Source organism: Micromonospora sp. HUAS YX12, from assembly GCF_040215685.1.
GTDB lineage: Bacteria > Actinomycetota > Actinomycetes > Mycobacteriales > Micromonosporaceae > Micromonospora > Micromonospora tulbaghiae.
Window position 1 is genome coordinate 5794930 of sequence record NZ_CP157974.1, and the last position, 25796, is coordinate 5820725.

The 25796-nt window shown below is 73.8% G+C and carries 17 protein-coding genes; 1 reads left to right on the top strand and 16 read right to left on the bottom strand.

Annotated elements, in window-relative coordinates; translation table 11 throughout:
* Positions 1-15 precede the first annotated feature (15 nt).
* The 12 genes from aroC to ABIH81_RS27585 all read right to left on the bottom strand — a co-directional run bounded on the left by aroC (position 16) and on the right by ABIH81_RS27585 (position 20047).
* Positions 16-1194, bottom strand: coding sequence for a chorismate synthase (gene aroC, locus ABIH81_RS27530; RefSeq protein ID WP_349881217.1), 1179 nt, complete (start codon positions 1192-1194; stop codon positions 16-18).
* A gap of 180 nt (positions 1195-1374) precedes the next feature.
* Positions 1375-1875: a hypothetical protein gene (locus ABIH81_RS27535; protein ID WP_349877807.1), complete on the bottom strand. Its 501-nt coding sequence runs from the start codon at positions 1873-1875 to the stop codon at positions 1375-1377.
* Positions 1876-1905: 30 nt separating this feature from the next.
* Positions 1906-8073, bottom strand: coding sequence for an RHS repeat-associated core domain-containing protein (locus ABIH81_RS27540; RefSeq protein WP_349877808.1), 6168 nt, complete (start codon positions 8071-8073; stop codon positions 1906-1908).
* Between the two features lie 225 nt (positions 8074-8298).
* On the bottom strand, positions 8299-9123 hold the full coding sequence (locus ABIH81_RS27545) for a shikimate dehydrogenase (RefSeq protein WP_349877809.1): 825 nt from the start codon (positions 9121-9123) through the stop codon (positions 8299-8301).
* Positions 9123-10325 carry an endolytic transglycosylase MltG gene (mltG, locus tag ABIH81_RS27550; protein ID WP_349877810.1) on the bottom strand — a complete coding sequence of 401 codons (1203 nt, stop codon included), beginning with the start codon at positions 10323-10325 and terminating at the stop codon, positions 9123-9125. The genes ABIH81_RS27545 and mltG overlap by 1 nt, the downstream gene beginning before the upstream one ends.
* Positions 10322-10783 (bottom strand): Holliday junction resolvase RuvX, encoded by a 462-nt coding sequence (ruvX, locus tag ABIH81_RS27555; protein ID WP_128138093.1) that lies wholly within the window; start codon positions 10781-10783, stop codon positions 10322-10324. Before ruvX ends, mltG begins: the two co-directional genes overlap by 4 nt.
* Before the next feature lie 184 nt (positions 10784-10967).
* Complete coding sequence (gene alaS / locus ABIH81_RS27560) at positions 10968-13649, bottom strand: alanine--tRNA ligase (RefSeq protein WP_349877811.1); 2682 nt, start codon at positions 13647-13649, stop codon at positions 10968-10970.
* Complete coding sequence (locus tag ABIH81_RS27565; protein WP_013285491.1) at positions 13646-13951, bottom strand: hypothetical protein; 306 nt, start codon at positions 13949-13951, stop codon at positions 13646-13648. Before ABIH81_RS27565 ends, alaS begins: the two co-directional genes overlap by 4 nt.
* Before the next feature lie 32 nt (positions 13952-13983).
* On the bottom strand, positions 13984-14445 hold the full coding sequence (locus tag ABIH81_RS27570; RefSeq protein ID WP_043324962.1) for a DUF948 domain-containing protein: 462 nt from the start codon (positions 14443-14445) through the stop codon (positions 13984-13986).
* 146 nt (positions 14446-14591) lie between these two features.
* Positions 14592-15209, bottom strand: coding sequence for a hypothetical protein (locus ABIH81_RS27575; RefSeq protein ID WP_349881218.1), 618 nt, complete (start codon positions 15207-15209; stop codon positions 14592-14594).
* A gap of 3059 nt (positions 15210-18268) precedes the next feature.
* The gene (locus tag ABIH81_RS27580) at positions 18269-19759 is read right to left on the bottom strand and encodes a replication-associated recombination protein A (RefSeq protein WP_349877812.1); all 1491 of its coding nucleotides are present in this window, start codon (positions 19757-19759) and stop codon (positions 18269-18271) included.
* 75 nt (positions 19760-19834) lie between these two features.
* On the bottom strand, positions 19835-20047 hold the full coding sequence (locus ABIH81_RS27585) for a hypothetical protein (protein WP_349877813.1): 213 nt from the start codon (positions 20045-20047) through the stop codon (positions 19835-19837).
* A 133-nt stretch (positions 20048-20180) separates the two neighbouring features.
* Between ABIH81_RS27585 and ABIH81_RS27590 the strand changes: the two genes are divergently transcribed.
* On the top strand, positions 20181-20921 hold the full coding sequence (locus tag ABIH81_RS27590) for an N-acetyltransferase (protein ID WP_349877814.1): 741 nt from the start codon (positions 20181-20183) through the stop codon (positions 20919-20921).
* A gap of 111 nt (positions 20922-21032) precedes the next feature.
* Here the strand turns inward: ABIH81_RS27590 and ABIH81_RS27595 are convergent, their stop codons facing one another.
* The 4 genes from ABIH81_RS27595 to aspS form a co-directional block, all read right to left on the bottom strand.
* Entirely contained in the window at positions 21033-22379 is a 1347-nt protein-coding gene (locus ABIH81_RS27595) for an MFS transporter (protein ID WP_349877815.1), read from the bottom strand.
* Positions 22376-22999, bottom strand: a complete 624-nt coding sequence (locus ABIH81_RS27600; protein ID WP_349877816.1) for a winged helix-turn-helix domain-containing protein — start codon at positions 22997-22999, stop codon at positions 22376-22378. The genes ABIH81_RS27595 and ABIH81_RS27600 overlap by 4 nt, the downstream gene beginning before the upstream one ends.
* Before the next feature lie 61 nt (positions 23000-23060).
* Entirely contained in the window at positions 23061-23870 is an 810-nt protein-coding gene (locus ABIH81_RS27605; protein WP_349877817.1) for a sugar nucleotide-binding protein, read from the bottom strand.
* Between the two features lie 64 nt (positions 23871-23934).
* Positions 23935-25740 (bottom strand): aspartate--tRNA ligase, encoded by a 1806-nt coding sequence (gene aspS / locus ABIH81_RS27610; RefSeq protein WP_349881219.1) that lies wholly within the window; start codon positions 25738-25740, stop codon positions 23935-23937.
* Between the last annotated feature and the right edge of the window lie 56 nt (positions 25741-25796).

A 25796-nucleotide genomic window follows, 5' to 3' on the forward strand; every position in this document is an offset into this window, starting at 1 on the left:
CTGCGTTCCTCGCGCTCACTTGACGACCAGGCTGTCGAGGTAGCCGTTCAGGTTGCGGCGCATCTCGGCGACCGAGTCGCCGCCGAACTTCTCCACCGCCGCCTCGGCCAGCACCAGCGCGACCATCGCCTCGGCCACCACCGCTGCCGCCGGCACCGCGCACACGTCCGAGCGCTGGTTGATCGCGGTGGCCGGCTCGCCGGTGGTCACGTCGATGGTCGCCAGGGCCCGGTTCAGCGACGAGATCGGCTTCATCGCCGCCTTCACCCGCAGCGGCTCACCCGTGGTGATGCCGCCCTCCAGGCCACCGGCCCGGTCGGTGATCCGCCGCACGCCGGTCGCGGTGGGCACGATCTCGTCGTGCGCCTCCGAGCCGCGGGAACGCGCCTGCTGCCAGCCGTCGCCGATCTCCACGCCCTTGATCGCCTGGATCGACATCAGCGCGGTGGCGAGGCGGGCGTCGAGCTTGCGGTCCCACTGCACGTGGCTGCCCAGGCCCGGCGGCACCCCGTACGCGAGCACCTCGACCACGCCGCCGAGCGTGTCGGCGGCCTTCTTCGCGGCGTCGACCTCGGCGACCATCCGGGCGCTGGCCTCGGCGTCGAGGCAGCGCAGCGGGTCGGCGTCGATGCGCGCGGCGTCCTGCGGGGTGGGGCGCAGACCCGGCTTGACCGCCACCGGACCCAGCTCGACCACGTGCGAGACGATCTCGACGCCGAGCGCCTGACGCACGAGCGCCTTGGCGACGGTGCCCACAGCGACCCGGGCGGCGGTCTCCCGGGCGCTGGCGCGCTCCAGGATCGGCCGGGCGTCGGCGTGCCCGTACTTCTGCATGCCGGCCAGGTCGGCGTGGCCCGGACGGGGACGGGTCAGCGGCGCGTTGCGGGCCTGGTTCGCCAGTTCCTCCGGATCGACCGGGTCGGCGGCCATCACGGTGCGCCACTTGGGCCACTCGGAGTTGCCGACCCGGATCGCCACCGGGCTGCCGAGCGTCACCCCGTGCCGCAGCCCGCCGATGATCTCGACCTCGTCCTGCTCGAACGACATCCGGGCGCCCCGGCCGTAGCCGAGCCGGCGCCGGGCCAGCTCGCCGGAGATCTCCCCGGTGGTCACCTCGATGCCGGCGGGTACGCCCTCCAGCAGCGCGACGAGGGCGGGTCCGTGCGATTCACCTGCAGTCAGCCAGCGCAACACGACGGTCAGTCTGTCACGCGCCGTGGCCTCACCGGTGCTGCGCCCACCGCGTCCCGCCCTGCGGACATCGGTGTCGTCGCCCCAGCCCGCCCCGGCGAGCCGATCGCAGTCGAACACGCCCTGGGTGGGCGCCGGTGCGGCACCCACCCAGGGCTGTTCATTTCCGAACGACTGGGATCGTCATCCGTCGATGATCTTTACGGCACCTGCCGGGTTGAGGCCGGCCCAGATCTCGGCCGCCTGGCGGTCGACGCCACGAATGTAGACGTCACCCCTCACCTCTTCGGGATGATGCCGTGAGCGCAGCAGATTCAGCACCAACCTTCCGGTCAGCACCGCGACCGCCAGACCGAGCGCGACCAGCAGCAGCAGGCTCGCGTTCCGCGAGTCGTCGCGCACGGAGTCGACGACGAACAGGACGACGAGCACAGCCGCCGCGACGAGAACCGCCGGAAACACCGCACGCCTCCACATCGCCTCCATCCGGCAGGACAGGGCGAGCCGCTTGCCGGTTGCCGTGTCGACCGGAAGGCTGACCGCCGCCCGGCCCGGTCCGAACCGCCCCAGGGAGCAGGCGCGCACCGTGGCGAACGTTTCACTGCCGTCGGTGAGTGACCGTGGCGGAGGCGTCAACTGCCCGGCCGTACGGCCGGCCAACCAAACATCCACTACCGCGTCCATCTGCCTGCCTCTCCGGAATCCGCGCCTGGCCTAAGCACAGAACTTGGAGGTGAGCCAACCGTAACCGTGCTGGAATTTCCAGCTCCGGTTCACCCACCAGCGGAAGTAACCCTTCATGTACGCCCCGCGGCGCCGGGTGCACGACTCGTAGTACTCCCACACGATCCAGGCGATGGCACCGGCCGCGACGGCGAACGCAGCCCCCGCCGGCGGATAGAAGACGCCCGCGATCGCGCCGATGATGGCGTACGCGAAGCCCCATCTGGTCAGGAACTTCACGTCCCAGTTCGAGATGTAGCACGTGAACCGCCAGTCGACGCGGTACCCGCCCCACGTGCCCCACCAGTAGTACCACTTGCGGGTGCTGAGACTGGTACGCCAGCACGACAGGTTCCCGGAGAGGTCGTCCTTGTTCACCGCGTCGCCGGTGGCGTATTCGTACGGGTTGGCGTTGCCACCGTAGACGGAGTCGGTGGAGAGGAAGCGGCTGGTGCTGGGGTTGTAGAGCCGGGATCCCATCAGGATCGATCCGTCGGGGGTGTCGGCGGCACGCTGGTGGCTGCCGAGCCAGCCGTAGCGCCGGGTGCCGGCGTCGCCCGGGTTACGGGCGTTGCCGTGCTCGTCGTACTCGCTGGTGTAGGCCAGTCCCGCACCGGTCTCGGTCATTCCGGCGACGAGGTCGCCGTGCAGGTTGGTGATCCGCCACGCGACACCGGTGGCGTTGGTGAACAGGCCCGCGATTCCGGCCAGTCCGCCGATGGCGCGGGAGTGGTTGCCGCCGCCCTCATCGGTCCAACTCGGGCTGTCCCCGTCGGTGCTGTAGTGGTTGATCCTGGTCAGGCCGTCACCCGTGTCCGTCCAGGAGCGGATCCGGGTGGACATGACGTCCAGCGTGTAGGTGGTGGTGCGCGTGCCCTTGGTGATGCTGCGCACCATGTCGTTGACGTGGTAGGCCATGGTGCTGCCGGAGCCGCCGGCGACCGCCGAGTCGGCGGCCGGCTGGGTCAGCGTGCGACCCAGGGCGTCGTAGGTGTAGCCGGCACCGCTGGTGCGGTCGGCGCTGTCGTAGCTCCACTCCCGGGCGGTGCCGACAGTGGTGGCCTGGCACACGCCGCCCGCCCCCGGCCCGTACGCCACCTGGTTGGTGCGGTTCGTGGCGGCGTCGAACTCGTACCTGCGGGTGGTGCACTGACCGGCCACGGTGTCCGCCACGCCGGTGAGCCGGGCGGCGCCGTCGTAGGTGTAGGTCTGCGCGGACAGGGTCGAGGTCCGGCTGCGCCACTGGTTGTGGACGCTGGAGACGACGGTCTCGGTGTAGAGGGTGCAGTCGGCCTGGCCGCAGCCCGGTTTGGTGTAGGTGATGCCGCTGGCCGCGCCGCTCTCGTCGGTGGTGTGGCCGACCACGAGCCCGTTCGGCCAGGTCTGGCTGACCGGGTTTCCGTCGTGGTCATAGGTGCTGGTGAAGGTGCCGGCCTGGCTGTCCGCCACCGACGTCGGCAGGCCACGTCGCTCGCTGCCGCCGTCGAAGGTGTAGGTGCGGGTGCCCTTGCCGTCGTTCACCGTCGCGGGCCGTCCGGCGATGTCGAAGGTGCTGGTGGTGACGGTGCCGTCGGAGTCGGTGTACGACGTCATCCGGCCCAGGCTGTCGTACGCCCGGATCACCTCGGCCGTCACCGCGCCCGACGCGTTCACCGTCTGGGTCCGCACGGCCTGGCCGGTGGCCTGGTCGTACACGGTGCGCCGCTTCTCCAGGGCGGTGCCCAGACCCGCGGCGGTCACCGAGTTCTCCCGCTGGCGACCGGCGGCGTCGTAGGTGATCTCCGTCCGCCGCAGCTCACCCGACCCGGTCTTCGTCGACTGCACGCGCGACTGCCCGTACATGTCGTAGGTGGTGACCGTGACCGGCACCTCCGGGCCGCTCTCCGGCTGGCCGCCGGTCTGGGTACGGCAGACCTGGCCGTGCCACTCCGGCCGGTTGCCGCACTCGGTGTGGGTGCTGTTGGCCGCCGCCGTGTAGTAGACGACGAGCCGGGTGGCCGGCGTGGTGTCCGTGCTGCCACCGGCCGGGGTCGTGGTGCTGATCACGCGGCCCTGAGCGTCGTAGCCGGTGCGCGTGACGAGGTCCAGCTCGTCCGGATCGACTGTCGTCTTGACCGGCTGGCGCAGCGTCCAGTCGTACTCCGTGGTCGTCGTGCGGCTGTCCGCGTCCACGGTCTGGCCGGCGTTCACGTAGCTGACCGACACCTGCTCGGTGGTCAGCAGGCCGAACGGCCCGCCGCTGCTCGGCGCCCCTTCGTCGTAGGTGCGCCGGGTGTGCTGCCGGCCCCGCACGACAGTGCCGGAGGCGAGCATCACGTCATGTTCCGGGCCGAAGGTCTCCAGCAGCCGCTGCCCGTCGGTGGAGTAGACGCTGACGCTGGCGAGCCTCGCCGCGATCTGCGCCTCGGCGCCGGCGGCGTCGCCGGGTGACGCGTCCAGCGCCCGCCGGCGGTTGCCGGGGGACAGCTCCTGCACTGCGTTGCCGTACTGGTCGTACGACGTACTGGTGATCTGCCCGTTCGGCTCGGCCACGTTCACCATGCGCGCGTTCGCGTCCAGGTACAGCACCGTCGCCCGCTCGTAGGAGCCCGGCAGCGTGCCGGTCGCCGGGTCACCGGTCGGCACCTGCGAGGCCGGGAAGACGGCTGTGGCGTCGGTGGGCGGCTCGCTCTGCGCCCACCGTGCGGTCTGCGTGCCGGACAGGTCGTGCGGCGCGCCCGCGCCGGACGTCGGCACCTGGTAGACGACCGTCTGCACGGAGGTCCCCGCGGTCAACGCCGACCGGGTGATCTTGTGCAGCCGGCCCTTGCCGGGGTCACTCGGCGTCGTGGTGTACGAGAACTGCCACGGCTGCTGAGCCGGCGGGGTCAGCGAGACGATGATGCCGTTCGAGTCGTAGAAGTAGACGGTGCGCAGCGTGTGCGACCCGCTTCCGTCGGTGTAGTCCAGCCGGGGGTCCGCGAAGCTCCGCAGCCGGCCGCTGCTGTCGTAGGTGTAGCGGGCCAGCACGACGGTCCGCATCGCCGGGGTGGACAGGTCGGGATCCCAGGCGGTGTAGGAGATCTGCTTCACCCGGCCGAGGTAGTCACCCCACTGACCGTCGCCGAGCCCGGTGGCCGTGGTCGCGGTGGCGTAGGTGAAGGTCAGGGCCTGGCAGCCGCGCACCAGCGTGGCGCAGTTGACGCCGGCTGGCACCGGGGCCAGCAGACGCGTCGGCCGCATGACGTCGCTGGTTCCCAGCGTCACCTTCTCCCAGGAGTAGGTGGTGGCGTTGCCCGAGCCCGGCGGCGTGACCGCGGTGGGGGTGTAGACGTTCGCCGGGTCCGTCGCGGTCCGGGTGAACGTGACCACGTTCCCCTTGTCGTCGGAGAGGGTGAAGGTGCTCGTGGCCGAGGCGAACGTCAGCTTGTAGGACTCCGCGCCGACCTGCGGCTCGTAGTTGACGCCGGCGCCGTCGACCTTGGTGAAGCCGATGGACGAGTCGTCCGGCAGGTGGACCTGGGCCAGACTGCCGTGGGTGGTCAGCCTGGTGTAGGGGGCCTCCGCGTCGGACACCACCAGGCCGGACACCCAGCCCGGACCGAAGAGCGGGTCGAGGCCGAGTGGCTGGCGGCTGTTGAGGGTACGGGAGACGGCCAGTCCGCCGGCCGCGACGTCGGACGTGGTGATCTGGTAGTTACCGGTGATCAGGTTGACCGAGCCGGGGCCCACCTCGGCGGAGGCGGCGGAGGCGAGGTCACGGTCGAAGGTGAACTTCACCTGGTCCGCCGGCGCCCCGTAGTTGTTCAGGTTGAAGTAGGGCCGGACCTGAACGGGCCCGTCGCGCGGGATGCCGGCCGCGTCCACCGAGGCGAGCGTGGCGGCGACGTCCCAGTTCAGCTTGGGCGCGATGCCACTGGCGAGCGTGACCGGCCAGGTGACCGGCCCACCCCCGACGGCGTAGGTGACGTGACCTGCCGGGATGGTGACCCAACCGTCCGAGCCGGCCCGCCGCCACTGGTAGGTGACGTCGGCGAAGGACGGCGCGGCGGTCGAGGCGAGCGCGACCTTCGCCCCGCTGATGTCGCCGGCCTTCGGCGAGTCCTGTGAGCCGGAGCCGACCTTGAACGGGTAGCTGCGCAAGGCGGTGACGTTGCCCGCCGAGTCCCGCGTGCGTGCCCAGATGTTGTGCCAGCCGGGAGTGAGCGGCTTGATGCTCACGGTTGCCGGAGCACCCGGAGACGGGGCGTTGACCACCTTGTTCGGCGGCGACACGTCGAGGCTGTACTCGTAGGCGGCGGCGTCGGCGACACCGTTCGGGTCGAAGGTGAAGTTGCCGGCGACGTTCGCGTCACCGCCCCACGCGTTCTCCGGGTAGGTGGTGGAGCTGACGAGCGGCGGCGCGCCGATCGAGGTGTCCACGGTGAACTCGCAGAACGACGACCAGTTGCCGTTGACGGTGCCGTCGTTGCCGCGGACCCGCCACTTGTACGACGAGCCGTTGGTCATCACGCCGGCCGGCACGATGGCGCCGAAGGTGCTGCCGGAGGCGGCGGTGGCGGTGACGGTGCTGCCCAGCTTGGCGGTGCCGGTCAGCGTCCACCACTCGATCTCGGCCTTCACGGTCGAGCCCTCGCCGTCGGAGATGACCGACTTGAGCTGGGGGGTGGCGGTGTTGACGGTGGGCCGCGAGGTGCCCGTGACGCAGGCGGTCGACGGCACCGTGGATCGGGTGCCGACCGTCGGGTACGAGTTGTACGTGACGACCGCGTACGGAACCTGGCTGCTGTCGGCCGCGTTGCGGGAGCGGAACTGCTTGAAGCTGTTGGTTGTCGTCTCGTCGGTGCCGCGCACGCCCATGTAGGCGGTCGACTGCCCGGCCGTGGCGGCCCGCTGGAAGAAGGTGGTCCCGCTGATGCTCACCCATCCGTCGTTACAGGCCGACGAGAAGCCCTTGGTCTGGGTGGAGGTCGCCTCCTTCTGGATCCAGGTCGGCTGGGTGCCCCAGCGCGTGGCCGAGGAGGCCGCGCCGGTGCTCCAGATCTCCCAGGAGGTGGCGGTGCAGGTGTGGGACCAGAAGTTCCAGAAGTAGACGGTCGCCGAGGTGATCTGCTTGCCGGAGAGGGCGGAGACCGGCCAGTGCACGAAGGCCCGGGACTTGACGTTGGGCGTGCCGGCCAGCAGGCCGACGTGGAGGTCGTTCGCCCCGCCGCGGTCGACGTTGTCGCCCTCCTTCACGTACGTGTCGAAGGAGGTGTAGAGCGGGTTGACCTGCGGGTCGATGGTCACCGGATACTGGGTGGCCGGGTCCTTCAGCCAGGCCAGGTCCGGCTGCAACCGCATGGTGAGCCCGTTCGTGGCCGCGCCGCGGTTCGCCGCCGCGGGCCGTTCCGCCTTGGTCCGGACCATGGTGCGCCGGGTCGGCTCCTCCGAGCCGGGGGCGCGCCGGGCGTCCCACATCTGCGGGGCCGGGACGGTGGCCAGCGGCTTGCCCTTGGCATTGCGCAGCGTCAGGCCACCCGCCGAGTCCTGGGTGAACGAGGCGAGCCCCTTGCCGGTCAGGGGCAGCGCCAGCGAGGGCAGGCGGTCCACCGCGTCGCGGCTCTTGACGGTGAGGTACTGGGAGAAGCCGGTCCGGGTCGCCTCGACCACGAGGTCGATCCCGGGCGCGATCTCGGGGTAGGTGGCGCGGTTCTGGTCGAGGACCGGCGTGGGCAGGGCACCCGGCCAGCCGAGGGCGAACCGGCCGTCGCCGGCGCCGACCGCGGCGAGTTCGCCCGCCCCGGAACGCTTGCCGGAGATCCGCAGATCCAGCGGGTGCGCCACCGCCTGCACGGAGCCGTCGGCGGCGGGTTGCAGTCTGAGGTCGATCGGCACCCACTTCTGGTTCTGCCGCATCCGCACCGGACCCGCGTGGACGGTCGCCTCGATCTGCCCGTTGGGATGGGCGATGTACTCGGCGGACTCGGTGGTCATGCCGGTGATGCGGACGTCTCGGCCGGTCATCCGGGCGGTGATCAGCGCCGCCATCTCGTCGGGCCGTTCCAGCGCCTCGGCCGGCTTGGGCTTGGGCGCCGCCTCCGCCCGCCGGAGCGGAACGTCGGAGAGCGTCATCGCCATGGTGGCGGCCAGCGCGGCGACAGCCGCCCGTCCCCACCTGGATCCGACCGCTCTGTCCATTGTGGACAGTGGTGGGACTTTTCGCACGTGCGCAGGAGCCACCAGGGCCCTCCCCCGTGAACTAGGGCTGATAGTGGGGGGAACGCTACGGTCGGTAAGAGACAAACGTCAATCATGATTTTCCGTCACCGCGGGATGACGGTCATCAATACCTCCGACCAGCCCGGACTCTCGCGGGCCGGAACCGGCGATCACGATCCGTGAGCCTGCCGGAGCCGCCGAGGCTCAGTGGCGACGGTCGGTCGCCACCGCGGCGCGCATCGCCTCCACCGGTGCCGCAACGCCGGTGAACTGCTCGAACTGGCCGAACGCCTGGGCCAGCAGCAGGTCCAGCCCGGAGACCACCCGGCAGCCGGCGGCGAGCGCCGCCGCCGCGAGCGGCGTGGGCCACGGGTCGTAGACGACGTCGAAGAAGACGGACTCCGGCCGCCAGTCGAAGTTGTCGGCCAGCGGGTCGGCGACGCCCCTGGGCACCGTGGAGATCACCAGATCGGCGCGGGCGTGGGCGGGCGCACCGTCCCACTCGGCGGCGGCCAGCGGCACGCCGGCCGCCTCCGCGACCGGGCGCAGCTCGTCGACCGCCTCCGGGCGGCGGGCCACCACAGTCACCTCGGCCGCCCCGATCCGGGCCGCCGCCGCGATGGCCGCCCGGGCGGTGCCACCCGCGCCGAGCACGGTGACCACCGCCCCGGCCACGCAGCCGGCGCCGGTGAGCACCTCGACCATGCCGGTGACGTCGGTGTTGTCCGCGTACCAGGTGCCGTCGGGCCGGCGTACCAGCGTGTTGGCGGCGCCGACCGCGGCGGCGACCGGCGAGACCTCGTCGGCCAGCGCGAGCGCCGCCTCCTTGCCCGGCATGGTCACCGACAGCCCGGCCCACTCGGGGCCGAGGCCCGCGACCAGGCCGGGCAGTTCGTCGGCGCCGGCTTCGATCCGGGTGTACGACCAGCCGGTCAGCCCGGCCGCTGCGTACCCGGCGGTGTGGATCACCGGGGAGAGAGAGTGGGCGATCGGCTTGCCGATCACCGCGGCGCGGCGGGGATCGGCCATCAGATGATTCCGGCCTCGCGCGCCTTCTGCTCGTTGCGCTGGTGCTCGGCGTACGTCTCGGCGAACGCGGAGCGCCCGTCCTTGCTGATCGCCACGAAGAAGAGCCACTTGCCCGGCGGCGGGCTCAGCGCGCCCTGCAGGGCGTCCTTGCCCGGGTTGTTGATCGGGGTGGGGATGAGGCCGCGTAGCTTGCGGTTGTACGGGTTCTTCGGATTGTCCAGCTCGGCAGAGGTCATGTCCTTGGACGCCTTGGTCGGCTGCCCGGTCAGCTCCAGGTAGTAGTTGACAGTGACGTCCATCTCCAGGCAGCCGCAGTCGAAGTTGCCCTTGTAGACCCGGTTGTAGGCCACCTGGGCGACCTTGCCCAGGTCGGCCTTGTTGCCGGCCTCGGCCTGCGCGAGCGACGCGACGATCAGCGCCTCGTACGGGGTGATGCCGCCGCGGTCCTTCTGCACCTTCTCGGCGTACTGCATGCCAGAGGTGACGGTGAGGAAGTTGTCCACCATCAGCTTGAGCACGGTCTCGGCGGTGGCCTTCGGCGGGATCTCGTAGGTGTCGGGGTACAGGAAGCCCTCGATCGACGGCTTGACCTTCTTGCCGTCGGAGCGCTTGAACCACCAGTCCGGTACGCCGAGCGCCTCCGGGTCCTTCGCCGCGGCCTCGAAGTCCTTGACCGGGATGTCGGTCTTCTCGGAGAGCCGCTTGTAGACCGTCTTCGCGGTGAGGCCCTCGGGGATGGTGATCCCGTTGACGATCTTGTTCTTGAGGTCCAGCATCGCCGCGACCGCCGCGTCACCGCTCATCTGCTTGCGCAGCTTGTACGTGCCGGGCTGGATGTTCTTGCTGCGCGAGTTCTCCTCGGCGGCCTCGATGAACGCCTTCGTGCTCTTCACCACGTCGGCCGCGACGAGCGCGTCGGCCATGTCGGCGATCAGCGCGCCCTGCTTGATCTCGACGGTCACCTCGCCCGTGCCGGAGCCCTCGTAGTCGGGGGTGACGAAGTAGCTCTGGACCCGGTCGAAGCCGTAGAACGCACCGCCGCCGATGCCGCCCAGCAGGACCAGCGCGAGCGCGAGCGCGAGAAGGGTCTTGCCCCGGCCGCCGCCGGACCTGCCCTGGCGCCGGCGCACCGCGCCGCGCCGGTGCCGGCCCTTGTCCCCCCTGTCCTGCTCGTCGAAGCCCAGATCAAGGTCGTCGATCATTGCGTCCGCCTCCGCTGTGCGTCCAGCCAGCTCTGCAGAATCTCCACCGCGGCGGCCTGGTCGACCACCGCTCGTTGGCGCTTTCCCCGGACGCCCCGTTCGGCCAGCCTACGACTCGCGACGACGGTAGACATCCTCTCGTCCGTCAGCGTCACCGGAATCGGCCTCATTACATCAGCCAATCGGCTGGCATATGCTGATACGTTCGCCGCCGCGGGGCCGTGCTTTCCGGCGAGGTTGACCGGCAGCCCGACCACGATCCCCACCGCCTCGTGCTCGGCGGCGAGCCGGACCAGCTCGGCCATGTCGGCGGGCACCGCGTCCGGTTCCGCCGTCAGGTCACGGGCCAGCGTGACCAGCGGCGTGGCGAGGATGCCGTGCGGGTCGCAACGGGCCACCCCCACCCGGACCTGGCCGACGTCGACACCCAGCCGGACGCCACGGGACAGCTCGGTCACGGGCGGACACCTCCCCGCCGGTACGGGCCAGGGCGGACCGGGTGATCCGCCCTGGCGTCGATCGTTGCGCTCATGCCGTGCCGGCCGGGCATGCCCTCACGGCCCTCGCTCCGCTCGGTGCGTTCGCTCATGCCGTGCCGGCTGGGCATGCCCTCACGGCCCTCGCTCCGCTCGGTGCGTTCGCTCATGCCGCGTCGGCGACCGCCCGCTCGACGGTGACCAGCAGGTTCGGCGCCTCCGTCGCGGGCAGCCCACCGCCCTGGGCCAGGTCGTCGCTGCCGCCGCCCCGGCCGGAGAACGCGGCCTTGACCAGATCCTTCGCGCTCAGGTTCCGGCCCCGGGCGGCCTGGTTCACGGCCACCACCAGGGACGCCTTGCCGTTGGCCCGGGCGGCCACCGCGACCACCGCCGGGCGGGCCGCGTCGATCCGGCCCCGGATCTCCTGGGCGAGGGTCCGCACGTCGTTCGCGGCCGCGCCCTCCGGCGCCTCGGTGCCGACGTACGCGACGCCGCGCACGTCCTTCGCCTGCGCCGCCAGGGCACCGGCCCCGCCGAGCACGAGCTGGGCGCGCAGCTTCTCCAGCTCCTTCTCCGCGTCGCGCAGCTGGGTGACCGTCTGCTCCACCCGGTCGGCGACCTGCTCCCCCGGCACCCGGAACAGCTCGGCCAGCCGGGACACCAGCAGGTGCTCGCGGGCCAGGAAGCCGAACGCGTCCATGCCCACGAGCGCCTCGATCCGGCGTACCCCGGAACCCACCGACGCCTCGGAGAGGATCTTCACCAGGCCGAGCTGGGCGGACCGGGCCACGTGCGTGCCGCCGCACAGCTCGCGGGCGTAGTCGCCGACCTCGACGACCCGGACCCGCTCGCCGTACTTCTCGCCGAACAGGGCCATCGCCCCGATCCGGCGGGCCTCCTCCTGGCTGGTGACGAACGCGTGCACCTCCAGGTCGGCCAGCAGCACCTCGTTGACCTGCTGCTCGACGTCGTGCAGCACGCTCGGCGCGACGCCCGTCGGGGTGTTGAAGTCGAACCGCAGCCGGCCCGGCGCGTTCAGCGAACCCGCCTGGGTCGCCGACTCGCCGAGGAAGTTGCGCATCGTCTGGTGCACCAGGTGCGTCGCCGTGTGCGAGCGGGAGATCGCCCGGCGGCGGGACACGTCGATCTCGGCGTACCCGGTCTCGCCGGAGCGCACCTCGCCGCGCACCACCCTGGCCCGGTGCACGATCAGGCCGGGCACCGGCTGCTGCACGTCGAAGACCTCGACCTGGCCGCCGCCGACAGTGATGAGCCCCTGGTCGGGCTGCTGCCCGCCGCCCTCGGCGTAGAACGGGGTGGTGTCGAGCACCAGCTCGATCGTGTCCCCCTCGACCGCTGCCGGGATCGCGGCGCCGCCGGACAGCAGCGCGCGCACCCGGGACTCCCGGCTCAGCTCGGTGTAGCCGGTGAACTCGACCGGTCCGCCGCCGTCGAGCACCGACCGGTACGCCGAGACGTCGGTGTGCCCGGTCTTGCGGGCCTGCGCGTCGGCCTTGGCCCGGCTGCGCTGGTCGGCCATCAGCCGGCGGAAGCCCTCCGCGTCGACCTGCAGGCCCTGCTCGGCGGCGATCTCCAGGGTCAGGTCGATCGGGAAGCCGTACGTGTCGTGCAGCTGGAACGCCTTGTCACCGGAGAGGGCGGCCTTCCCGGCCGACTTGGTCTCGGCGATGGCGGTGTCCAGGATCGTGGTGCCGGCGCGCAGCGTGGCCAGGAACGCGTCCTCCTCGGCGTACGCGTACTGGGAGATCCGGCCGAAGTCCTCGGCCAGCTCCGGGTACGACGGCGCCATGCAGTCGCGGGCCACCGGCAGCAGCTCCGGCAGCGCCCGGTCGGAGTAACCCAGCAGCCGCACCGCCCGGATCGCCCGGCGCATGATCCGCCGCAGCACGTAACCCCGGCCCTCGTTCGACGGGGTCACGCCGTCGCCGATGAGCATCAGCGAGGTCCGCACGTGGTCGGCGATCACCCGCAGCCGTACGTCGTCCGGGTGCGACTCGTTCGCCGCGTGACCGGAGTGCACGCCGTACCGCTTGCCGGTCAGCTCGGCCGCCCGGTCCAGGATCGGCTTGACCTCGTCGATCTCGTAGAGGTTGTCCACGCCCTGCAGCAGCGAGGCCATCCGCTCCAGGCCCATGCCGGTGTCGATGTTCTTCGCCGGCAGGTCGCCGAGGATCGGGAAGTCCTCCTTGCCGGCGCCCGGACCGCGCTCGAACTGCATGAAGACGAGGTTCCAGAACTCCAGGTAGCGGTCCTCGTCGACCTCCGGGCCACCCTCACGGCCGTAGGCCGGGCCACGGTCGTAGTACAGCTCGGAGCACGGGCCGCACGGGCCGGGAATGCCCATCGACCAGAAGTTGTCGGCCTTGCCGCGGCGCACGATCCGCTCGGCCGGCACGCCGGTGGCACGCCAGATGTCGTACGCCTCGTCGTCGTCCAGGTAGACGGTCGCCCAGATCCGCTCCGGGTCCAGCCCGAAGCCGCCCGCCTCGACCGGCTTGGTGGACAGGTCCCAGGCGAGCGGGATCGCCCCGTCCTTGAAGTAGTCACCAAAGGAGAAGTTGCCGTTCATCTGGAAGAACGTGCCGTGCCGGCTGGTCTTGCCGACCTCGTCGATGTCCGGCGTCCGGATGCACTTCTGCACGCTCGTCGCCCGCGCGTACGGCGGGGTCTGCTGGCCCAGGAAGTAGGGCACGAACTGCACCATGCCCGCGTTGATGAACAGCAGGTTCGGGTCGCTGATGGCGGGCAGCGGAGCGGACGGGACCACGGTGTGCCCGTTCGCCTCGAAGTGGGCGAGGAACCGCCGCTTGATCTCCGCCGTCTTCATCGCTGGTGGTCCTCCGGGAAAATCTCTCGGTCACCGATCCGCGGGTCCTCCCGCAGCTCGGCGAACTGGTCGTCGTACACCTCGCCGCGGGCGAAGGCCTCGTGGATCTCCTGCTCACGCTCGGCCATGCCGACCCGGACGTCGTCCACGAACGCCCGTAGCGACTCGACCAGACCGCCGGCGGACTCGGACAGCCCGCTGGCGATGCCGGCCGGGGTGTACGCCTGCGCCGTCCGGGTGGCCTTGCGCACCACCAGGACGCCCACGGCCAGGCCGATGCCCAGCCAGAACAACCGCCTCATGTTCTCATCCTTCCCGCGTACGCCGGTCGGGGTCAGCGGTTGCCGCGCTTGGCGGCGCGACGCTGCTGCTTGATCGTGTCGCGCACCTCGCGCTCAGTCTCGGCGTGCCGGCGGGCGGAGGCGGCGCGGCGCACGCCGTACCCGAACGCGGCCACCTTGACCAGCGGGTTCGCGGCGGCGGCGGAGACCACGGTGGCCAGGTTCGCCACGTTCGCGGTGACGTTCTGCGCGTGGCTGGTCATGGTGTCCACCTTGGCGAGCTGGAGGTTCACCCCGTCCAGCGAGGTCTGCACCTGCTCCAGCGCCACGTTGACGTTCTTCACCGTGGTGTTCACGTCGCCGAGCAGCGGCGCGGTGCGGTCGTTGAGTTCGTTGATCATGCGGGTCGTCGCGTCCACGGTGTGCCGCAGCCGCAGGATCGGCACCGCCAGCACGAGCACCAGCATCAGGAACGCGCCGGCCAGGACCAGCCAAGCGACCTCGCTACCGTTCACGCGCACGTCCTCCTCAAGCAGTGTCCCGGAACCCGACGCCCCGGAACGCGCGACCGTACCTACCCACTTCGCGCCACGCCGACCCGGTCACCGGGCACGGACGGGCGTGCCAGCCCCAGACCCTACCGTCCGTGATGAAAGTCGGCTCACGACGGTGAGGGGGTCGCCTCGCCCAGCGGGTCGTCGGTCAAGGTCGGGTACGGATCCTCACCGGTGAGTGACGGATCGGTGGTGGGCGTCGGTCCGGTGCGCTCGTCGTCGATCGCGTTGCGCACCTTCACCGACACCAACGAACCGGTGCACTCCGCCGCTGCGGGCGTGGCCGGTGCGGTCGGCGCCGGCGCACCGTCCACCGGCGGGGGCGTGCAGGTGCGGTCGCGTACCCACAGGTCGAGCGTCAGTTCGTCCCGGCGCCAGCAGGTGTAGCTGCCCGGGACCTTCTCGTCCGGGCAGCGGTCGACCTTCCAGCGCCGCCACCCGTCCCCGGCCAGCGCCTTCTCGTAGACCGCGACGGTCTCCTTCCACCCCTGCTCCGACTCGACCGACCGTTCACGCAGGCGGCAGTCCTGAAGGCACCAGCGGCTGCCGCTGACGTTGTCGACCGTGTTGCTCTGTGCCCAGGCGGGCACGGCGAGCGCGTCGAGGGTGTCGAAGACCGGGTCGCGGCTGAGCGTACGCATGCCGAAGTAGAGCGGCACCGCACCCAGCAGCACGAGGCTGACCAGGGCGAGGATGCCCAGCCGCAGCCGGGTGCGCTCGCGCATCTGCCGGCGCAGCTCGGACCGGGCGCCGCGCAGGCCGCCGGCCTCCGCGCCGCTGTCGTCCCGTCCGGGACCGCCGGGCCGTGATGTGCCGCCCGCTGCGGGCCGTGGCCCCGCGGGCTCCCCCGGGGGTACGACCACAGCCGCCCGGGCCGCCGCCGGTGCCGCCGCGATGCCCGGTCCGGGCCGGTCCGGCTCCGGTCCGGGTGGCGTCGCACGTCCGGTGGTCCGCTCGTCCGGCGCGACCGGGCGGGACACGCCGGCTGCCGCGCGGGCGGTCACCGGCGCACCGGGCGGCACCGGCCCGTCGCCTGCCGGTCCCCGGACGCCGGGCGCCACCGGCGGACGAGGCCCGGCACCGGGCCGGGTGTCGTCGGGGCGTGCCACCCCGCGCCCGTCACCACCGGGTCCGGCCGGACCGCCGCCGGGGCGGCCCGGACCGACCGGCATCCCACCGGTGCGTTCGACGTCGCCACGCGGGCCGGGACCGGCGGGGCCACCACCGGGACGGCCGCCGCCGGCCGGAATCCCGCCCGTGCGCTCCACATCGCCACGGGGACCAGGTCCGGCCGGACCGGCCGGGCCACCACCGGGGCGCCCAACACCGCCCGGAATCCCACCCGTGCGTTCGACGTCGCCGCGCGGACCGGGACCGGCCGGTCCGGGAGCGGGCGCGACACCGGGGCGGGCCGCGCCGCGGGCCGGACCGGACCTACCGGGCGACGGGTCGGACGGCTGAGGCCGGGCCGGGGGCGCGACCGGGCCGGGCTGGTCGGGGCGGCCCGCCGGTTCGGCGCGCGCCGGCACATCGGGGCCGGGCTGTCCGGGTCGCCGGGACGGCGTACCCGGCTCGGGACGCACCGGCGGGACGGCGACGCCGGCCCGGCCGGCGGGCCCACCGGGACGGCCGGACGGCTCCTCCGCCGGAGGGCCGGCCGGGCGGCGGGTGGCCGGCACGGCGGGGTCGGTGTGCGGCGTGCGGCCGGCCTGACGCAGCCAGTCGGCGGGCCGGTCGGGCCGTTGCGGCCGCGGCTCACCGCTGTCGTCACGGGCGGCCCGGCGACCGGGTGTCTCGGCGCCGGCGCCGGGACCGCCCGGCTCGTCGGGCGCGGCCCGGCGGCCGCCGGCTGCATCGGGCGCGGCGCGCCGGCTGCCGGGTACGGCGGGTGCGGCACCGCGGCCGGCGGGCGCGCCACGGCGGCCGGCGGGCGGGGTCGGGCCGGTCGCCGGACTGCCGGACACGGGCGCACCCGGCAGGTCGGGCGCGTTTCCGCTGCGCGGTACGACCGAAGGGCGGTCCGGGGCGGCCCGCCGGCCGGTGCCCGGCGTGGGCACGGCTGCGGATTCGCCGCCGGGGGCGGGCACGTGGTGGCCGCCGGTGGGCTCGTCGTGCCGGGCCCGTCGCCCGCCACCGGAGACCGGGGCGGCGTCCGGAACGGCTCGTCCGGCCGGTTCGCCGGGTACGACGCCTTCCGGTGCGGCGCGACGGCCCGCACCGGAGACCGGCCGGGTACCGGGCGGAACCTCGTCGGCACGAGCCCGGCGGCCCGCCCCCGAGACCGGCCGCGTGCCGGGCGGTACGTCCTCGGCACGGGCCCGGCGGCCCGCCCCCGAGACCGGCCGCGTGCCGGGCGGTACGTCCTCGGGCCGTGCCCGGCGTGCTCCGCCGGGGACCGGCTGGACGGCGTCGGTGTCCCCGGCGCGAGCCCGGCGGGCACCACCGGAGACCGGCTGGATGCCGGCGGCGTCGTCCGCCCGGGCCCGTCGGCCGCCGGGCGGCGGCGGGATCGTCGGATCGGCCTGGTGCGGGACCTCGGGCCCGGCTCCGTGCCGGCCGCGCGGCGTCGGCGGTACGCGGGTGTCGCCGTCACCGGGTGACCGGCCCGGGTCGGCGGGTGCCCGGCCGGGCGTCGGCGGAGCGGGCGGGACGCGGGTGCCGGCGACGGGCGGCTGCTGGCCGGTGGGTCCGTCCACGCGGCGGCGGTACGGCGCGTCGGCCGGACGGGGCGCCTCGGGCACGCCGGGCCACGGACCGTCGGCGGGGCGCCGCGGGGCGCCGGCCCCGGGGTCGCCGGGCCAGGGACCGTCACCGGCCCGGCGCGGGGCACCGGTCTCGGGACCGCCGGGGCGCACCGGCGGCGCGGCCGGACCGGGCGTGTCGGGGCGGCGCATGACCGGCGGACGCGGACCGGGCCGGCCACCACCGGGCGGCGTCTCCGGGCCGGGACGGCCACCGCCGGAGGGCGCGTCCACGACCGGTGGGCGGACCCCCGGCCGCGTGTCCGCGGCCGGACGCCCGGGCGCCGGGGGCATGTCCACGCCGGGCCGGCCGGACGGCGGGGCGGTGTCCACGCGGGACCGGCCGGCGGGCGGAGGCGTCTCCACGCCCGGCCGGCCGGGGGCCGGGGGCAGGTCGGTACCGGGTCGTCCGGTGACCGGTCCGCCGGGACGCCCGGCGGCCGGGGGCACAGCCGGGCCGGGACGGCCGGTCACGGGCGGCATCGTCGGGTCGGTGCGGCCGCCCGGAGCGGGCCCGCCCGGATGGGGCCGGCCGGGAGCCTGCGGCGCGGCGGCCGGCGGCGGAACCGGCCGGCCGGGAGCCGGTGGGGTGGCAGCCGGGGGCGGAACGGGCCGGCCGGGAGCCTGGGGCGGGCCGGCCGGCGGAGTACCGGGCCGGCCGGCGGGCGAAGCCGGCGGAACCGGCTGACCGGTCGAGGGCGGCTGGGCGCCCGGTGCCGGGGGCCGCGGAGCCGGCCGGCCGGCGGCCGGCAGGCCGGGGCCCGGACCCGGCGCGGCGGCCGGGCGGGGTGGCCGGGCCGGGTCGCCGTCCGGCCAGGAAGGGTCGGCGCCGGGGCGCGGCGCAGGGGCGGCCCCGTCCGGTCCGAGTTCACCGCCCTGCTGCTTGGCGGTGCGCAGGTCGTCGATCCAGCCGAGTTCCTCGCCGACGACAGTCGGGTCCAGCTCGGGCTCGGCCCGGCCGCGTCCCCACCGGCGGCCCTTGCCCCGCGGGTCGCGCCGCTCGTCGGGGCCGTCCGCCGGCCGCTCCGGACCACGCGCCATCACTACTGACCCCCCTCGGCGGCGTCGCTGCCGCCCTCACTCGCCCCGCTGGCCTGCTCGCCGCCCCCCACCCGGGCCCCGTTCGCGGCGGCCGGGGCGCCGGCCTCCGCCCGGGTCGCCGGAGGCGGCAGCCCGCGCACGATCCGGCGCAGCAGCGGCAGCCGGGTGGCCACCGCCCGCTCCGCGCCGTGCCCGCTGGGCTGGTAGTAGTCGGTTCCGACGAGGTCGTCCGGAGCGTACTGCTGGGTGACCACCCCCCGGTGGTCGTCGTGCGGGTAGCGGTAGCCGGCCCCGTGGCCGAGGCCCCGCGCGCCGGAGTAGTGGGCGTCGCGCAGTCCGCGCGGCACCGCGCCGCCACGACCCGCGCGTACGTCGGCGACGGCGGCGCCGATCGCTGTGGTGGCCGAGTTCGACTTCGGCGCGGTGGCCAGGTGGATGACCGCCTGGGCCAGGTTGAGCTGCGCCTCCGGCAGGCCCACGTACTCGACCGCGTGGGCGGCGGCGGTGGCCACGGTCAGCGCGGTGGGATCGGCCATGCCGACGTCCTCACTGGCGAAGATCACCAGCCGGCGGGCGATGAACCGGGCGTCCTCCCCGGCCACCAGCATCCGGGCCAGCCAGTGCAGTGCCGCGTCCACGTCCGAGCCGCGCATGCTCTTGATGAACGCGCTCGTCACGTCGTAGTGCGCGTCGCCGTCCCGGTCGTAGCGCACCGCCGCCACGTCGACCGCCTGCTCGGCCACGGCCAGGTCGATCCGGCCGGTGCCCAGCGCGGTCGCGGTGGCCGCCGCCGCCTCCAGCGCGGTGAGCGCCTTGCGCACGTCGCCCCCGGCGAGCCGGACCAGATGGTCCTCCGCCTCCTCGGCCAGGACCAGCGCGCCGCCGAGCCCGCGGTCGTCGGCCACCGCGCGGCGCAGCAGCCCGCGTACGTCGTCGTCGTCGAGGGCCTGGAGGGTGAGCAGCACGCAGCGCGACAGCAAGGGCGAGATGACCGAGAAGTACGGGTTCTCGGTGGTCGCCGCCAGCAGCGTGACCGTACGGTCCTCGACGGCGGCGAGCAGCGAGTCCTGCTGGGTCTTGCTGAACCGGTGCACCTCGTCGATGAACAGCACTGTCGGCGGGCCGCCGGACCGGCGTTGCCGCCGGGCGGTGTCGATCACGGCGCGGACGTCCTTCACGCCCGCGGTGAGCGCGGACATCGCCACGAACCGCCGGTCGGTGGCCCGGGCCACGAGGTGGGCGATGGTGGTCTTGCCGCTGCCCGGCGGACCCCAGAGGATCACCGACATCGGCGCCGCGCCCTCGACCAGCTGACGCAGCGGCGCTCCCGGCGCGAGCAGGTGCTCCTGCCCGACCAGCTCGCCGATGCCCGCCGGCCGCATCCGCACCGGCAGAGGCGAGTCCGCCCGGGCGTCGGTGAAGCCGTCGGCGCCGCCCGCGCCCGCGGGTGCGCCGGCCGGCTCGCCGAGGGTGAAGAGGGCGTCCGATTCCATCACGAGAACAGTACCGGGCCGGGCCGACGACGCCGGAATCGCGCCGCCGCCCCGGCCCGGGGTGGTCTTTTCCGGTCAGCCGCGACCCGGCCGCCGGCCCCGGTACCACCGGCCGCCACCGCCGCCGCGCGGGCCGGAGCCGACCCCGGCCAGGTAGAGCGAGAGCAGCAGGAAGCCGATGAGCATGAGGGTCGGGGTGCTGAACAGATCGGGTGCGCCGAGGTCGGTGTTCATGAAGTCGAGCAGCAGCGCGAAACCGAACACGATGGCCGCGAGAATGGCGAGCATGTCGTTCCTCCGGTGGGGGTTCCCAGCAGGTCGGCGACGGATGTACCCAATCGGTCTGTTCGTCAATCTCCACCGTGGAACAGGCGGTGGCCCGGCCTCCGGTACGCGCCGGGGATGCTCGTAGGCTGGCGGCATGATCACGGTCGACGAGGCGCTGACCGGGCCGGAGGCGCTGCTCGCCGCGACGGGCAACCACCCGTACGCCCGGCATGCGCTCCGGCGCGACCAGGACGTGCGGGGATGGCGCCACGGTGGCGCGGTCGGATGGCTGCTCCCGCCGGGCGAGTGGTCGGCCGGCGGCGCGGTCGGCGCTCCCGGCCCGGCGCTCGACGTCTTCGCCGCCCAGCGGGCGGACGGGACGCTGTCGGCCGGCCAGTCCGTCAACCTGCCCCGGGCGGATCCGGACGAGGTGTCCGCGCGGCTGCCGGTGGCCCGGCTGGCCGACTGGGACTTCCTCTGGACCACCGGCCCGCCGCCGCGGCAGCCGGAGCAGGAACGGGTGGTACGCCTGACCGCGGCCGACCGTCCGGCGCTGGCCGCGCTGATCGAGGAGGCGTTCCCGAGCACCACCTCCCGGCCGGGCGACCCGGGCATCGTCGACTGGTACGGCATCCGCGACGGTGACCGCCTGCTCGCCTGCGGCGCCGATCGCAGCCGGGGGGACATCGGCTTCCTGGCCGGGCTGACCGTCGCGCCCGGGCATCGCGGCCGGGGGCTGGGCGCGGCGCTGACCGCCGGGATGACGTGTGCCCTGTTCGGCAGGTACGACGCCGTGGCGCTGGGCGTGTACCCGGACAACGTGGGCGCGATCCGGCTCTACCGCCGGCTCGGCTTCACCGCCACCGAACGCCGCACCTCGATCAAGCTCGCCTGACGCACCGTCCCCACGCCGAGATCTTGGTACGGAACGGCCCCCATCGGGGCGCTCGCGTACCAAGATCTCCTCGCGTCCGAGCCGGCCGGCGTTACCCCGAGCGGGCGGGGATCAGTCGCGGCCGGTCGACGCCGGCACGACCACCGGTGCCGGCTCGGGGGCCAGGCCGGTCTGACCGGGGCCGCCGGCCGTGCCCTCCGGTCCCACCTCGACGTCCGGCGGGGTACGGCGGGCGGCGCGCCAGGCCGGCAGGTAGAGCGGCGCGGCCACGGCGAGCATCACCGCGCCGACGATCATGGCGACGCTGACGCTCGTCGCGTCGGCCAGCGCGGTCAGCGTCACCGCGCCGAGCGCGCCGGCCGGCTGGGCGGCCATCGAGTTCAGCGAGAGCACGCTCGTCCGGTACGGGCCGTCGACCTGCCGGTGCAGCAGTCCCATGTGCAGCGGGTTCGACGCGCCGTGCACGGCGTAGCAGGCCAGGTACGCGATGAGCACGCCGACCGGGCCGGCCAGCAGGCCCATGCCGACCACCGTCACGCCCTGGAGGATCCGCATCAGCGCGGCGGCCGGGGCGGCGCCGAGCCGGCGCAGCAGGAACGGGGTGAGCGCGGCGCCGGCGGCGTTCGCCAGCCAGGCCGCCGTGCCGGCCGGACCGAGCAGCGCCGCCGCGCGGTCGGCGCCACCGACCACCTCGGCGAGGCGCACCGGGAGCAGCGACTCGAAGGTGACCATGCCGAAGCCCCAGAACAGTTCGAGAGCGACCAGCGCCAGCAGCACCCGGTTACGGCGCAGCAGCCCGACGGCCTGCCCGACCATCCGGGGCGCGTCGACCACCGAGGCGCGCAGCGCGGCCGGGCCGGACGCGGACCGCCGCTCGGCCATCAGCGCCAGCAGGGCCACGATGGAGACGCCCTGGAGCACGGCGGCGACGATCACCGGCAGGGCCAGCGCGCTGACCGGACCGACCGGGCCGAGCGCGACCAGGCCGCCGCTGAGCAGCGCGCCCGCGCCGATGGCGACGCCGACCACGGTGCCGGCCCAGCCGAGGCCGCGTTCGTACTCGGCCTTCGGGTCGGCGGCGAGCGTGGCGTCGACGTACCAGGATTCGAGCGGGCCGCTGTCGAGCGCCCGGTAGACGCCCTGCAGCGCCCAGACCAGGAAGAACATCCAGAACGAGTCGGCCACCGCCATCAGTGCCAGCGAGCCCAGGCAGACCACCCAGGCGACGAGCAGCACCGGCTTGCGGCCGAGCGCGTCGGCGAAGCCGCCGGTGGGCAGCTCCAGCGCCAGCACGACGAGGCCCTGCGCGGTGGCGACCAGGCCGATCTGGGACAGCGTGAGCCCGCGCTCCTGCATCAGCAGGATCATCACCGGCATGAGCAGGCCGGTGGGCAGCCAGCGCAGGCCGTACAGCGTGAGGTAGCGGATCCGGATCTGGCGTACGGACAGGGCGCTCACGGCTTCTCCTCGGTGGACGGCGGGGTGGGCCGCGGGAACGCCGCGTCCATCGGCAGGGCGGCGAGGTAGAGCTGGACCGTCTCGGCGCCGGGGTCGTCCGGGTCGGCCTCGTCGCGGTGCCGCTCGAAGACCGCGAAGACCTCCTCCTTGATGGCCTCCAGCCGGTCCACCGGGATCCGCATGAAGAAGTCGCCCATGCCGAACGCGTCGCGCCAAGCGGGCGACCACTGGTGCCGCTGGGCGAACCACCGTTCGGCGTGCCCGGCGAAGAACCGGACGTAGTCCGCCTCCAGCCACTCGATGGCGGCCCGCGAGTCGGGGTCGTCGTCGAAGTCGCTGGACTCCCAGTTGGTGACGTCGTGCGCGGCCCGCCAGTAGCGCTGCCGGCCGGTGCCGAGGTTGGGATCCTCCACCACGAGGCCGACCTCGGCGAGCTGGCGCAGGTGGTAGCTGGTCGCGCCGCTGTTGGTGCCGAGCATCTCGGCCAGGGCGGTGGCGGTGGACGGGCCCACCACGCGCAGCGCGCCGATCAGGCGCATGCGCAGCGGCTGGGCCAGCGCGCGCACCTGGCGGTGGTCGATGCGTACGGCCCGATCCTCGGGCCGCTTCTTCTCCTCCATGCGGTGCACAATATCTGTGCACACTTTCTGTGCACAAGTGCGTTGCAAAGAATCTGTGCAACTAGCCGTACAGCTCGGTGACGCCACGCAGCCGGGTCCGCAGCAGCCCGGCGGCACGGGTGGAGTCCAGCACCACCGCACCCGGCCGGCGCAGCCCGGCGGCGGCGATGGTGGTCGTCCGCAGCGCGCCCGGGTCCGCGCCGTCGTGCCGGGCCACCAGCCGGCCCAGCTCGGCGCGGCTCACCGCGTCCGGCCCGGCCACGTTGAGCAGCCCGGCGTGGTCGCCCGGCACCAGCTCCAGCACCGCGGCGGCGAGGTCGGCGACGTGCACCGGGCAGCGCAGCTCGTCGGTGAACAGCGTGGCCCGGCCGGCCAGGGCGTCCCGGCAGAGCTGGATCTGCTTGCTGCCCTCCCCCACGATCAGCGAGGTCCGCACCAGCGCCGCGCCCGGGTCCACCGCCCGCACCGCCGTCTCCGCCGCCGCCTTCGCCGCCCCGTACGGGTACAGCGGCGTGGGCACGTCCTCGTCCGCGTACGGCGTGGGTCGCCCGGCGTGCAGCGCGTCGCTGGACAGGTGCACCAGCCGGGCGCCCACCTCGGCGGCCGCTACCGCGATGTGGGCCGCCCCGTCCGCCGTGACCGCCCAGTCGTCGTACCGGTAGGGGGTGGCGACGACCGCGTCGGGGCGTACCCGGATCAGCAGCTCACGCACGGCGGCGCGGTCGGTGACGTCGAGCCGGTGCGGCGCGGCGCCCGGCACCGCGACGGTGGTCGAGTGGTACGTGCCGGCCACCCGGTGCCCGGCGGCGACCGCCTGCCGGCACACCTCGGCGCCGAGGAAGCCGCTGGCTCCCACCACGAGCAGGTGCATCAGTCCCCCTGAAGATCGAAAAGGCCCGCGTCATCATGACGCGGGCCTTTCCAGCAAGCGAGGATCAGGTCGGGTCGGCCACCGGCGCGGCCGGGCCGGCGGTGCCGGCGTGCGGGCCGGCCGCCGCCTTCGGCTTGGCGTCGATGCCGGCCTCGGCGCGCTGCTGCGCGGTGATCGGGGTGGGCGCGCCGGTCAGCGGGTCGAAGCCGCCCCGGGTCTTCGGGAAGGCGATCACCTCACGGATCGAGTCCGCGCCGGCCAGCAGCATGCAGACCCGGTCCCAGCCGAACGCGATGCCGCCGTGCGGCGGGGCGCCGTACTTGAACGCCTCCAGCAGGAAGCCGAACTTGTCCTGCGCCTCGTCGGCGGTGATGCCGAGCAGGTCGAACACCCGCTGCTGCACGTCGCCGCGGTGGATACGGATCGACCCGCCGCCGATCTCGTTGCCGTTGCAGACGATGTCGTACGCGTAGGCGAGCGCCCGGTCCGGCGCGGACTCGAACCGGTCCACCCACTCGGCGTTCGGCGAGGTGAAGGGGTGGTGCACGGCGGTCCAGCCACCCTCGTCCGTCTTCTCGAACATGGGCGCGTCGACCACCCAGCAGAACGCCCAGGCGCTCTCGTCGACCAGGTTCGCCCGCTTGGCGATCTCGATCCGGGCCGCGCCGAGCAGTTCCTGCGCCTCACGGGTGTTCGTGCTCGCGGCGAAGAAGATCGCGTCGCCGGGCTTCGCGCCGACCGCGTCGGCCAGGCCGGACAGGTGCGCCTCGGACAGGTTCTTCGCCACCGGGCCGCGCGGCTCGCCGGTCTCCGCGTCCAGCACCACGTACGCCAGGCCGCGCGCGCCGCGCGCCTTGGCCCAGTCCTGCCAGCCGTCCAGCTCCTTGCGGGTCTGGGACGCGCCGCCGGGCATGACGACCGCGCCGACGTAGCCACCCGCGTCGATCGCGCCGGCGAACACCCGGAACTCGGTGCCGCGCAGGTAGCCGGTCAGCTCGGTCAGCTCCACGCCGTAGCGCAGGTCCGGCTTGTCGGACCCGTAGCGGGACATCGCGTCGTGCCAGGTGATGCGCGGGATCGGCCGGGCGATCTCGTAGCCGGCGAGGTCCTTCCACAGCGCCGAGACGATCGCCTCGCCGAGGTCGATCACGTCGTCCTCGGTGACGAACGACATCTCGATGTCGAGCTGGGTGAACTCCGGCTGCCGGTCGGCGCGGAAGTCCTCGTCCCGGTAGCAGCGGGCGATCTGGTAGTACCGCTCCATGCCGCCGACCATCAGCAGCTGCTTGAACAGCTGCGGAGACTGCGGCAGCGCGTACCAGCTACCGGGCTGCAGGCGCACCGGCACCAGGAAGTCGCGGGCGCCCTCCGGGGTGGAGCGGGTCAGCGTCGGCGTCTCGATCTCCAGGAAGTCCCGCTCGTGCAGCACGCCGCGGGCGATCTGGTTGGCCCGCGAGCGCAGCCGCATGGCCTTGGCCGGGCCGCCCCGGCGCAGGTCCAGGTAGCGGTACTTGAGCCGGATGTCGTCGCCGGCCTCGACCTGGTCGTCCACCGGCAGCGGCAGCGGCGCGGCCTCGGAGAGCACCTCCAGCGCGCTCGCCGTCACCTCGACCTCGCCGGTGGGCAGGTCCGGGTTCTCGTTGCCCTCCGGGCGGCGGGTCACCTCGCCGGTGACCTTGACGCAGAACTCGTTGCGCAGCGCGTGCGCGTCCTCCTCGCGGAAGACCACCTGCACGACGCCGGAGGCGTCGCGCAGGTCGACGAAGATGACACCGCCGTGGTCGCGCCGGCGGGCCACCCACCCGGCGAGCGTCACCGTCGAGCCGGCGTCCGCGGCGCGCAGGCTTCCGGCATTGTGGGTACGGATCACGGCTGGCGTCTCCTCAATCTGGTCCACTCACTGCTCCCCCGCATTCTGTCAGGGCG